Origin of the sequence: Thermomonas sp. S9, from assembly GCF_024704365.1 — a bacterium.
Taxonomy (GTDB): Bacteria; Pseudomonadota; Gammaproteobacteria; order Xanthomonadales; family Xanthomonadaceae; genus Thermomonas.
Genome location: NZ_JAJDFY010000001.1, coordinates 1,278,995 through 1,290,451 on the forward strand (window position 1 = coordinate 1,278,995; position 11,457 = coordinate 1,290,451).

Sequence of the window (11,457 nt, forward strand, 5' to 3'; positions counted from 1 at the left end):
TCAGGAATGGGCGATGCGCAGCGCGGCGGCCGCGGTCGCGGGTGCCAGCGCCAGCGCCAGCACCAGCCCGGCGCCCAGCAGCAGCAGCGCGCCGACCGCATCCAGCCCCTGGGCGGACGCGGCGACGGCGCCGGCGCCGAACACCAGCACCGGCACGTATAGCGGCAATGCCAGCAGCGCCAGCAGGATGCCGGCGCGGCGCATGCCCACGGTCAGCGCCGCCACCACCGCGCCGAGCAGGCTCAGGATCGGCGTGCCCAGCAGCAGCGAGAGCAGCAGCACCGGCAGCTGCGTGCGCGGCAGATACAGCAGTTCGCCCAGCAGCGGCACCGCCACGATCACCGGCAGCGCGGTGGTGGCCCAGTGCATCAGGGTGCGCACCAGCACCAGCCACCACAGCGGCACCGGGGACAGCATCCACTGTTCCAGCGAGCCGTCCTCGGCATCGCCGCGGAACAGGTTGTCCAGCGCCAGCAACCCGGCCAGCAGCACCGCCAGCCACAGCACCGTCGAGGCCACCGGCGCCAGCGCGCGCGCCTCGCCGCCGAGGCTGAGCGCGAACAGCACCACCGTCAGCAGCGCGAACAGCACCGGCTGCAGGGCATCGCCGCGGCGCGCCCACAGCAGGCGCAGGTCGCGCAGTACCAGCGCGTGCGCGGCCTGCCACATCATGCCGGCGCTCCCGCGGGCTGCGGCTTTTCCAGCACCAGCAGGGAGGTGCGCACCGGAGGCGCGGCATAGGCGCCGTGGGTGGTGATCAGCGCCGCGCCGCTGGCCTGCAGATGCGCCTGCACCATCCGGTTGACCAGCCCGATCCCGTCCAGGTCGAGGTTGGCGTATGGCTCGTCCAGCAGCCACAGCGGGGCCGGCGACAGCCACAGCCGGGCCAGGCCCAGGCGCTTCTTCTGTCCGGCCGACAGCGTGCGCAGCGGGGCATCCTCGAAGCCGGCCAGGCCGACGAGCGCCAGCGCCTGCTCCAGCCCCAGCCCGGAGCGGCGCCCGTGCAGCCCGCACAGGTAGTCGAGGTTGCGCAGCGCCGACAGGTCGGCCTTCAGGCCGGGCAGATGGCCGAGGTAGGCCATGTGCCGCGCGCGCGCCTGCGGCCGCGCCGGGCGCCCTGCGATTTCCACCGCGCCAGAGTCCGCGTGCAGCAGCCCGGCCAGCACCCGCAGCAGGGTGGTCTTGCCGACACCGTTGCCGCCCTGCACCAGCAGCGCCTCGCCGGCATCCACCGCGAAATCCAGTGGCCCGAACACCGGCAGCTCGTCGCGCGAAAACGCGAGGCCGCGCGCGACGAGCAGGGGGCTGGCGTGGACGGCGGCGGGTGCGGACATCGGGCGCCGATTCTACGGGATGTCCGATGGGAAGCCTGCCCGCATGACGAACGGGCAGCCGCGCACGCATCCGTTCCCGGAGGGATTCCGTACACTTGCAAGCCCGTTTGACACGGCATTGCAATGCACATTGACACCAAACTGCCGAAGGTCGGCACCACCATCTTCACCGTGATGTCGCAGCTGGCGGCCGAACACGGCGCGGTCAATCTCGGCCAGGGCTTCCCCGATTTCCCGGTGCCGGCGCGGCTGGTGGACGCGCTGGGCCGCGCCATGCAGGCCGGCCACAATCAGTACGCGCCGATGACCGGCATCCCCGCGCTGCGCCAGGCGATCGCGGCCAAGACCGAGCGCTGCTACGGCTGGCGCCCCGATGCCGACGCCGAGATCACCGTCACCAGCGGCGCCACCGAGGCGATCTTCAGCGCGATCCACGCGGTGGTGCGCGCCGGCGAGGAAGTGATCGTCCTCGACCCCTGCTACGACTGCTACGAGCCGGCGATCGAACTGGCCGGGGCGAAGGCCGTGCACGTGCCGCTGGACCCGGCCACCTTCGCCCCCGACTGGGACGCGGTGCGCAGCGCCATCACCCCGCGCACGCGCCTGCTGATGGTCAACAGCCCGCACAATCCGTCGGGCGCGATGCTGAGCGCGGCCGACATGCAGGCGCTGCAGGATCTCCTGCACGGCACCGACATCCTGCTGCTGAGCGACGAGGTGTACGAGCACATCGTGTTCGACGGCGCCCGCCACGAATCCGCGCTGCTGTATCCAGCGCTGCGCGAACGCGCCTTCGTCATTTCCAGCTTCGGCAAGACCTACCACTGCACCGGCTGGAAGCTGGGCTACTGCATCGCGCCGCCCGCACTCTCGGCCGAGTTCCGCAAGGTGCACCAGTACAACGTGTTCTGCAGCTTCAACCCGGCGCAGCATGCGTTCGCGGAGATGATCGAGGCCGAGCCGGAGCACCATGAATCACTCGGCGCGTTCTACCAGGCCAAGCGCGACCGCTTCCGCGAACGGCTGCAAGCCACCCGCCTGAAGCCGCTGCCGGTGCCGGGCGGCTATTTCCAGCTGGTGGACTATTCGGCGGTCAGCAGCCTGCCGGACGTGGAGTTCGCGCGCTGGCTGACGGTGGAACACGGTGTCACCGGCATCCCGCTGTCGCCGTTCTACGCCGCGCCGCCGCCGGGGCAGCGCCTGCTACGGCTGTGTTTCGCCAAGAACGACGAAACCCTGAACCTTGCGCTGGATCGCCTGTCCAAACTGTGAGTCCATCCGTCGGAGGTCGCCATGTCCAGCGAGAAAACCGTCGCCCTGTTGCTGGCCCTGCTGGTGACCGCCGGGGCGGTGATCTGGGGCTGGCGTGGGCTGCAGGCGCAGCCGGCGGGAGCCGTGCGAGGAGGTGAAGCCGTGAACGAGGCCAATCTGCAGGACATCTATTTCGGCATGGGCTGCTTCTGGGGCGCGGAAAAGCGCCTGCGCGCGGTGCCCGGGGTGGTGGCGGTGGAGGTGGGCTATGCCGGCGGCGATGCGCCGAAGGTGACCTACGAAGACGTGCTGCGCGAGGAGCGCCTGATCCGCCTCGGCCGCAGCCATGCCCGCAACCACGCCGAGGTGGTGCGGGTGCGCTATGACCCGCGCCGGCTCGACCTGATGACGCTGCTCGCCGCGTTCTGGGAGAACCACGACCCCACCCAGGTGGGCGGGCAGGGCAACGACATCGGCAGCAACTACCGCAGCGCGATCTACTACACGAGCGAGGCGCAAAAGGTGGTCGCCGAGCAGAGCCGCGACATCTATCAGAAGAACCTCGCCCGCGCCGGCTTCGGCCCGATCACCACCGAGATCCTGCCGGTGCGCCACTACAACCGCGCCGAGGACTACCACCAGGACTACCTGGTCAAGAACCCGGATGGCTACTGCGGGCTGGGCGGCACCGGGGTGAAGTTCGGGCTGGACGCCGTGGCCGGCGCCACCCCGCCGCCGGATGGCGCGAGCCTGCATGCCGATCGCCAGCTGGTGGTGTACGAGGCCGAGGACTGCCCGTACTGCGAGAAGTTCGAGGCCGATGTGCTCTCCACCTGGAAGGCCGAGGTGCCGTTCGTGCGCACCCGCGCGCAGCAGGCCCCGACCGGCTGGACGCTGGCCGGGCCGCTGCTGGGCACGCCGACCATCGTACTGTTCGGGCACGGCAAGGAGACCGCGCGTTTCACCGGCTACGCCGGCGACCCGAAGAAGTTCTGGCAGTGGCTGGGGTTCTACCTGCTCACGCCCGAGCAGCAGCGGATCGCCTTTGACAGCGGCACCGAGCTGCCCGGCACCGGCGCGCACCTGTACGAGTCGCGGCCGGGCACCTATTACGACCCGGTGAGCGGGGCGGCACTGTTCCGCAGCGATGCCAAGTTCGACAGCAGCTGCGGTTGGCCGAGCTTCTTCGAGCCGCTGCCGGGCGCGCTGCAGTTCCTGGCCGACGACAGCCACGGCATGCACCGCATCGAGGTGCGCAGCCGCAGTTCCGGCATCCACCTCGGGCACGTGTTCGACGACGGCCCGCCGCCCACCGGCAAGCGCTACTGCATCAACGGCAACGTGCTGAAGTTCGTGCCGGATCCGCCCAAGGCCTGAGCGCGGATTTCCTTCCACGCGCGCAGGTGGAACAATCCGGCACTGTCCTTCTACGCGCCGAGCCCCGTCATGCGCACCGCACCATCGCTTTCCGATCTGCGTGTCTCGCTCGTCCAGGGCGAGACACGCTGGCACGACCCGGACGCCAACCGCGCCTATTACGGTGCGCTGATCGCGCCGCTGCATGGCCTCACCGACCTGGTGGTGCTGCCGGAGACCTTCACCAGCGGCTTCTCGAACGAGGCCATCGCCAATGCCGAAGGCATGGACGGCCCGACCGTGGCCTGGCTGCGCGCGCAGGCGGCGGCGCTGGATGCGGCGATCGCCGGCAGCGTGCAGATCCGCACGCCGCAGGGTGTGTTCAACCGGCTGTTGTTTGCCACTCCGGACGGCAAGCTTGCGCATTACGACAAGCGCCATCTGTTCACCTTCGCCTGCGAACACGAGCGCTACGCGCCCGGGCGCGAGCGCGTGGTGGTGGAGTGGAAGCGCTGGCGGATCCTGCTGCAGGTCTGCTACGACCTGCGATTCCCGGTGTTCTCGCGCAACCGCTTCGACCCGGCGCGCGCCGGCCTGGCCGACTACGACCTCGCGCTGTACGTCGCCAACTGGCCGTCGCCGCGCGCCTATGCCTGGCAGACCCTGCTGCGTGCGCGCGCGATCGAGAACCTGTGCTTCGTCGTCGGCGTGAACCGGGTCGGCAGCGACGGCAATGGCCTGCACTACAGCGGCAACAGTGCAGTGATCGACTTCCTCGGCCAGCCGGTCAGCGAATGCATGGACGAGCCGGTGGTGGTCACCACCACGTTGCAGGCGGCCGAGCTGCTGGCGCACCGCCAGCGCTTCCCGGCGCTGCAGGACGCCGATGGGTTCGATCTGCGCGCTTGAGCCGGGCGCGCTGCATCCACGCGGGCGACCCTGCACGTAGCGGAAACCCGGATGCCGTTAGCATGCCGCTACCGTCTCCAATCCAGACGCCCGCGGCCATGCGTCCGGAGCGGTCCTTTCCATTCCCCGCCAACCCCCAGGAGTCCCACATGTCCAGCGTCACCCTGAAAGGCAACCCGGTCCGCGTCGGCGGCCAGCTTCCGGCCGTCGGCAGCAAGGCCCCGGCGTTCACCCTGGTCGGTACCGACCTGTCCGATCGCTCGCTCACCGACTTCGCCGGCAAGCGCAAGCTGCTCAACATCTTCCCGAGCGTGGATACCGGCGTGTGCGCCGCGTCGGTGCGCCATTTCAACCAGGACGCCGCCAAGCTGGCCGATACCGTCGTACTGTGCATCTCCGCCGACCTGCCGTTCGCGCAGGCGCGCTTCTGCGGCGCGGAGGGCATCGACAACGTGGTGATGCTGTCCACCCTGCGCGGCGGCGCGTTCCTGCGCGACTACGGCGTGGCGCTGGAGGATGGCCCGCTGGCCGGGCTGGCCGCGCGCGCGGTGGTCGTGCTGGATGCCGACGACACCGTGCGCTACGTCCAGCTGGTGCCGGAGATCACCCAGGAACCGGACTACGCCGCCGCGCTGGCCGCACTGGGCTGACGCCGGGGCGGGGTTTCCCCGTTCGCGGCCCTTCGGTCCGTTCGTCGTTTGCCTGCGATGCCTTGTCCACCCTGAGGCCCGTCGCCTGCAATGGCCCGTCCACCCGTTCGTCCTGAGCCTGTCGAAGGATGAACGGGGCGGCGGGCCCGCCCGTGGTTCGACAGGCTCAGCACGAACGGGCTTTCGAGATGCGCCAATAACGGGCTCGCGGCGTGCGCATCGAGCCGGCGTTCGTGAACTCGCCGCAGCGTGCTCGGATGACGAATCCGCTTCCGCGTCCACCCGTTCGTCCTGAGCCTGTCGAAGGATGAACGGGGCGGCGGGCCCGCCCGTGGTTCGACAGGCTCACCACGAACGGGCTTGGACACCAGCACCAACGCCAAGCCGCAACCCGCGCGGCCGTGGAGCGTCAGGAGGCGAGGGTGCCGAAACGGTCGCTGTTGAAATCCGCGATGGCCTGCAGGATTTCCTGCTGGCTGTTCATCACGAACGGGCCGTAGCCGACCACCGGCTCGTCGATCGGCTCGCCGGCGAGCAGCAGCAGCTTGGCATCGCCGCTGGTCTCGATCGTGACGCCGGTGCCCGCGGTGGACAGCGTGGCCATCTGCGCCGGGCGCAGCACCTGCGTGCCGTTCAGCTGGATGGTGCCGTCCAGCACCACCAGCAGCGTGGTCCAGCCCTCCGGCTGCGGCAGTTCCACCGTCTTGCCGGCGGCCAGGCGCAGATCCCACACGTTCATCGGGGTGAAGGTGCGCGCAGGGCCGCGCCGCTGGCCCGCGTATTCGCCGGCGATGATGCGCGCGCTGCCGGCGCCGTCCGCCAGTGCGACCGCCGGGATCTGCGCGTCCAGGATGCTCTGATAGCCGGGTGGGCCGAGTTTGTGTCTGGCAGGCAGGTTCACCCACAGCTGCACCATCTCGAACGGCCCGCCCTTTGCCGCGTAAGCGGCGGAGTGGAACTCCTCGTGCAGGATGCCGCCGGCGGCGGTCATCCACTGTACGTCGCCCGGGCCGATCACGCCGCCGTTGCCGGCGGAGTCGCGGTGCTCCACTTCGCCCGCGTACACGATGGTCACGGTCTCGAACCCGCGGTGCGGGTGCTGGCCGACGCCGCGGCGCTCGGTGGTCGGTTCGAAGCGGGTGGGGGCCGCATAGTCCAGCAGCAGGAACGGGCTGCGCGTTGCCACCCCGGGGCCGCTGTAGCCGAACATCCCATGCACGGGGAAGCCGTTGCCGACCCAGTGGCGGCCGGGGGCGCTGGTGATGCCGAGGATCTGCTTGCGCATGGCGGGACTCCTGTGGCGGCGCGGGCCGGCGGGTAGGCCATGCAGGATGGGGCGGGCGGCGGCGGCGTTCAATTCCATCGCGCGGCGACGGATCGTTGCATCCATGTCGCCCTGCCGCGCGCCTGTCTGCAATCACCTGGTGAAGCTGATCTCCAGCGCGCTGTAAAACGGCGCCTTCGGCGGCACGAACACGGTCTTGTCGCGCACGTAGCGCTGCAGGCAGATCGCCAGCGGCGAGCTGCCCTGGCGCCAGGTCTGCTGCACGCGGCCCTCGGCATCCAGGCGCATGACGATGGTGAACGCGGTGAAGTCGGTCTGCGGCCGGCCCAGGGCGCAGTCCACCACTCCGGCATTCAGCAGCGACTGCTGCGCGGCCAGCATCGCCGCGTGCGCCGGCCCGGTCACACTGGCCTCGTCGGCATCGGCGAGGCGCTTGGCGTCGATGTAATCGAGATCGGCCGGGGCCGCCTGCGCGGCGGCCAGCCACAGACCGAGCAGCAGGGCGGACATGGCCTCAGCGATTCCCGCCGCGCGGGCCGCGGTGGCCACCGCCGGGCTTGCCGCCGGCCGGACGCGGGCCACGCGGGCCGGCGTTGCCGCCCGGGCGGCCGCCACCGCCGGGCTTGCCGCCGCGGGGCCGCTGCGACGCGGCGCCGTAGGGGTTGAAGCCGCCGCCGTGGGCGTGGTCGGAGGGGGAAGTGCGGGGCGTTGCCCGGATGGCCGTAGGGCTTGGGCGCGCGCTGCGGACGGGCCTCGCCTGCGCCACCGAAGCCGCTGCCCGGTGTCCGCGGCTTGCCGCCGAACTTCTTCGGCCCACGCTGGCCGGGATTGCGGTGGCCGGCCGGGCCGGTGTCCACCCCGTCCGGCACGTACCAGGTGCGCATCGCCGCCGGGTTCTCGCCGCGCTGCTCGCCTGGCTTCATGCGTTGACCGGGCTGGCGCGGGCCCTTCACCTTCAGGCGCTTGTCGCGCTGCTGCGCGGCCATCTCGCCGGTGACAGTCAGGCCGCCGGCCTTGCGCGGCGCGGCGCGGCGGCCACGCTCCTCGCGGAACTGGTCGAAGCGGCGCAGCTCGCGGCCTTCATCGGCAGTGGTGTGGCCGCCCACGTAGCCGTGGCCGCGTGCGTTGCCGGCGACCACGGTCTTGCCCGCCTTGCGCTGGCCCAGTACCGGCATCAGCGTCAGCGCGGACGGTGTGCCGTCTTCCAGCCCGACCGCCTTGCGCAGCGCCTCGACCTCGGCCTGCGGCAGCTCCTGCGACTGCCCGCGCAGCAGCGGCTGCGGCAGGCGCACCTGGCCGTAGCGGATGCGCTTGAGGCGGCTGACCTGGCAGCCCTGCGATTCCCACAGCCGGCGCACCTCGCGGTTGCGGCCTTCCTTCAGCAGCACCCGGAACCAGTCGTGGCTGCCTTCGCCGGCGCCCTGGCCGCTGATACGCTCGATCTCGTCGAACCTGGCCGGGCCGTCCTCCAGCGCCACGCCGCGGGCGAGGCGGTCGACGATCTTGTCCGACACCGTTTCTTCGCCCTCCGGCGCGCGCACCCGGCAGACGTATTCGCGTTCGACCTCGTGGCTGGGATGCATCATCGCGTTGGCCAGCTCGCCGTCGGTGGTGAGCAGCAGCAGGCCGGTGGTGTTGATGTCGAGGCGGCCGATCGCGATCCAGCGCGCGCCCTTGAGCGCGGGCAGGGAATCGAAGATGGTCGGGCGGCCCTCGGGGTCCTCGCGGGTGGTGACCTCGCCTTCCGGCTTGTTGTACATCAGCACCCGCGGCGGGTCGGTCAGCGCGGTAGCCACGAAGGTGCGGCCGTCGATCTCGATCTTGTCGCCGCCGGTGATGCTCATCCCGGTCTGCGCGACCTCGCCGTTGACCTTCACCAGGCCATCGGCGATGCGTTGCTCCAGCGCCCGGCGTGAACCGAGGCCGGCCTGCGCCAGCACCTTGTGCAGGCGCTCGCTGATGCGCGGCGCTTCGGCGACGGGGGCGCCGCGCTTGAGGCTCAGCGGGCGGCGGGCGTGTTCCTTATTGCTCATCTGTGTGCTCCGACGATGCGGCGTCCGCCTCGCCTCCATGGGGGGTCTTCGAAAGTGGGGGAAGTGGGATCAGCGTCGATTCCTGTTTCCGGCTGGTCCGGTGCCGCTGGCTCCGGGTCGGGAATCGGCCCCGGCCCGGCTTCCGCGCCGGCGGGGATCGCCGGCGCGAACGGCAGCTGCGGTTCGAGTTCGCCGATGTCGCGCAGTTCCGACAGCGGCGGCAGTTCATCCAGCCGCTTCAGGCCGAAGTAGTCGAGGAAGGTCTTGGTGGTGGCCAGCAGTTCGGGCTTGCCGGGCACGTCGCGGTGGCCGACCACGCGGATCCAGTCGCGCTCTTCCAGCGCCTTGATGATGCTGCTGTTGACGGTGACGCCGCGGATCTGCTCGATCTCGCCGCGGGTGATCGGCTGACGGTAGGCGATCAGCGCCAGCGTCTCCAGGGTGGCGCGGGTGTACTTGGTCTGGCGCTCGGTCCACAGCCGCGCCACCCACGGGTGGACGTCGGCCTTGACCTGGAAGCGCCAGCCGCTGGCCACCTCCACCAGTTCCACCCCGCGCCCGTCGCAGTCGGCGCGCAGCTGCTCCAGCGCGGCCTCCACGCTGCCTTCCGGCGCCGGCTCGTCGAGCGGGAACAGGCCCTTGAGCTGGACCAGGGCCAGCGGCTGGCTGGAGGCCAGCAGCGCGGCTTCGACGATGCGGTTGACGAGGGTCTGGTCGATCTCGGTCATGCGTTCGGCTCGGTTGCGTCCTCGAATTCATCCGGCAGCTCGGAGACCGCCGGCGCGCCTTCGCCGGTGGCCAGCGATTTCACGTAGATCGGCGCCAGCGGCCCTTCCTGCACGATGTCCAGCAGCTGCTCCTTGGCCAGGGTCAGCAGGCCGAGGAAGGTCACCACCACGCCCAGCCGCCCTTCCTCCGGGGAGAACAGCGCCTCGAAGCGGTGGAACGCGCCGTCGGCCAGCCGCTCCAGCAGCTCGCCCATGCGCTGGCGCACGCTCAGGGTCTCGCGCTTGATCGCGTGCTTGCCCTGCAGTTCGGCGCGCTTGAGCACGTCGTGCAGGGCCAGCAGCAGCTCGCGCATGTCCACCGGCGGCGGCAGGCGCACGGCCGCGCGTTCGGGCACGTGGGCCGAGGCCACGCTGGTGTCGCGCTCCAGCCGCGGCAGGGTGTCCAGATCCTCGGCGGCCTTCTTGTAGCGCTCGTATTCCTGCAGCCGGCGCACCAGGTCGGCGCGCGGGTCCTCCTCCACGCCCTCTTCGCTGGGCGGGCGCGGCAGCAGCATCCGCGACTTGATTTCGGCCAGGATCGCGGCCATGACCAGGTACTCGGCGGCCAGCTCGAAGCGCAGCTCGTGCATGGCCTGGATGTAGTCCACGTACTGTCGGGTGATCTCGGCGACCGGGATGTCGAGGATGTCCAGGTTCTGCCGGCGGATCAGGTACAGCAGCAGGTCCAGCGGGCCCTCGAACGCGTCGAGGATGACCTCCAGCGCATCCGGCGGGATGTACAGGTCCTGCGGGATCTGCAGCACCGGCTGGCCGAGCACCACCGCCAGCGGCATTTCCTGCTGCTGGGGGCGCGGATCCGGGTTTTGCGCGGGGGCGTCGGCCACGGCGGCGACGCGGGATTCGGCGGTCATCGGGTTTGCGGCCCCCTCCGGGCCACAGCATGGATCTTCAGGATCGGATCATCGGAAGCTTGCAGGCCGGGGTGCGGCCGGGCGTGTCGCGCTTGCTGCAATCCGCCATGCCTGCACGCCTGCGGCCCGCGCGGGACGGCATCGGAACAAGTGGCGGGAAGGCCGGATCGGCGGGCGCGGGGCGGCGTGGGGAGCCGGCTGGCCGCGCGGGCCGCAGGATCGGGCCGAACACGATGGATCAAGGGTACGGGCTGCCGGCGCGGCTGTCCACTGGGCACCACTACAATGCCGGCTCCGGTTCATGGAGGCAGTGGCATGTGGTACGCGATCGAAGGCTACGACGGGCAGGACGTGCTGGCGCAGCGGCTGGCCGCGCGCCCGGCGCATCTGGCGCGGCTGCAGGCGCTGCGCGATGCCGGCCGGCTGCTGCTGGCGGGCCCGTGCCCGGCGATCGACGCCGAGGATCCCGGCCCGGCCGGGTTCTCCGGCAGCCTGGTGGTGGCGGAGTTTCCCTCGCTGGAGGACGCCCGCGCCTGGGCCGACGCCGATCCCTATGTCACCGCCGGCGTGTACGCGCGGGTCGAGGTGCGGCCGTTCCGCAAGGTGCTGCCATGAGCGCCGGCTGGAGCGAGGCCGACATCCCGCGGCTCAACCCGGCGCGGGTGGAGCGCATCCACGCGCTGCTCACCGCGGCGCTGGCGCCGCTGGCGCTCAAGGTGCACGACGACAGCCACAAGCACGCCGGGCATGCCGGCGCGCGCGGCGGGCAGGGACACTTCCGGGTCGAGATCGTCAGCGCGGCGTTCGCCGGCAAGCCGCCGCTGGCCCGCCACCGCATGGTGTATGCCGCGCTGGGCACGATGATGCAGACCGACATCCACGCCCTGGCGATCGATGCGCGCCCGCCCGACGAGGCCGGCTAGCCCCGCTATACTCGCTGTCCGGCACCCGCGTGCCGCACGGTTTCCCTAGATAAAACAACCATTTAGGGGTCGATCCA

11 protein-coding genes and 2 pseudogenes are annotated in these 11,457 nt (G+C 71.0%); 6 read left to right on the forward strand and 7 right to left on the reverse strand.

All coding sequences use genetic code 11. The features are described 5' to 3' along the window. Both ccmB and ccmA read right to left on the reverse strand, forming a co-directional pair. Positions 1–672, reverse strand: coding sequence for a heme exporter protein CcmB (ccmB, locus tag LJB71_RS06375; protein ID WP_259303516.1), 672 nt, complete (start codon positions 670–672; stop codon positions 1–3). After that, the gene (ccmA, locus tag LJB71_RS06380; RefSeq protein WP_259303517.1) at positions 669–1,334 is read right to left on the reverse strand and encodes a heme ABC exporter ATP-binding protein CcmA; all 666 of its coding nucleotides are present in this window, start codon (positions 1,332–1,334) and stop codon (positions 669–671) included. Before ccmA ends, ccmB begins: the two co-directional genes overlap by 4 nt. Positions 1,335–1,457: 123 nt before the next feature. On the opposite strand from ccmA, the gene LJB71_RS06385 reads away from it, so the two are divergent. The 4 genes from LJB71_RS06385 (at position 1,458) to tpx (ending at position 5,500) form a co-directional block, all read left to right on the forward strand. Then, positions 1,458–2,606: a pyridoxal phosphate-dependent aminotransferase gene (locus LJB71_RS06385; protein ID WP_259303518.1), complete on the forward strand. Its 1,149-nt coding sequence runs from the start codon at positions 1,458–1,460 to the stop codon at positions 2,604–2,606. Positions 2,607–2,627: 21 nt separating this feature from the next. Further along, a complete protein-coding gene (gene msrA, locus LJB71_RS06390) occupies positions 2,628–3,962 on the forward strand; it encodes a peptide-methionine (S)-S-oxide reductase MsrA (protein WP_259303519.1) in 1,335 nt (444 codons plus the stop codon). A 69-nt stretch (positions 3,963–4,031) separates the two neighbouring features. Beyond that, positions 4,032–4,850 (forward strand): amidohydrolase, encoded by an 819-nt coding sequence (locus tag LJB71_RS06395; RefSeq protein ID WP_259303520.1) that lies wholly within the window; start codon positions 4,032–4,034, stop codon positions 4,848–4,850. A gap of 149 nt (positions 4,851–4,999) precedes the next feature. Then, positions 5,000–5,500 carry a thiol peroxidase gene (gene tpx / locus LJB71_RS06400; protein ID WP_259303521.1) on the forward strand — a complete coding sequence of 167 codons (501 nt, stop codon included), beginning with the start codon at positions 5,000–5,002 and terminating at the stop codon, positions 5,498–5,500. A gap of 409 nt (positions 5,501–5,909) precedes the next feature. Here the strand turns inward: tpx and LJB71_RS06405 are convergent, their stop codons facing one another. From LJB71_RS06405 to LJB71_RS06425, 5 genes and pseudogenes are all read right to left on the reverse strand, one after another. Further along, positions 5,910–6,785, reverse strand: a complete 876-nt coding sequence (locus LJB71_RS06405) for a pirin family protein (protein WP_259303522.1) — start codon at positions 6,783–6,785, stop codon at positions 5,910–5,912. A 132-nt stretch (positions 6,786–6,917) separates the two neighbouring features. Next, complete coding sequence (locus tag LJB71_RS06410; protein WP_259303523.1) at positions 6,918–7,295, reverse strand: hypothetical protein; 378 nt, start codon at positions 7,293–7,295, stop codon at positions 6,918–6,920. Between the two features lie 4 nt (positions 7,296–7,299). Continuing rightward, positions 7,300–8,818, reverse strand: a pseudogene (gene rluB, locus LJB71_RS06415) (23S rRNA pseudouridine(2605) synthase RluB). 170 nt (positions 8,819–8,988) lie between these two features. Next, positions 8,989–9,537 (reverse strand): annotated as a pseudogene (gene scpB / locus LJB71_RS06420) (SMC-Scp complex subunit ScpB); the annotation flags it as partial. A 5-nt stretch (positions 9,538–9,542) separates the two neighbouring features. Beyond that, positions 9,543–10,457 carry a ScpA family protein gene (locus LJB71_RS06425; RefSeq protein WP_310649401.1) on the reverse strand — a complete coding sequence of 305 codons (915 nt, stop codon included), beginning with the start codon at positions 10,455–10,457 and terminating at the stop codon, positions 9,543–9,545. A 315-nt stretch (positions 10,458–10,772) separates the two neighbouring features. Here LJB71_RS06425 and LJB71_RS06430 point away from each other — a divergent pair, with 315 nt between their 5' ends. After that, entirely contained in the window at positions 10,773–11,072 is a 300-nt protein-coding gene (locus LJB71_RS06430; protein WP_259303524.1) for a YciI family protein, read from the forward strand. Further along, on the forward strand, positions 11,069–11,380 hold the full coding sequence (locus tag LJB71_RS06435) for a BolA family protein (RefSeq protein ID WP_259303525.1): 312 nt from the start codon (positions 11,069–11,071) through the stop codon (positions 11,378–11,380). The genes LJB71_RS06430 and LJB71_RS06435 overlap by 4 nt, the downstream gene beginning before the upstream one ends. The last annotated feature ends 77 nt before the right edge of the window (positions 11,381–11,457 follow it).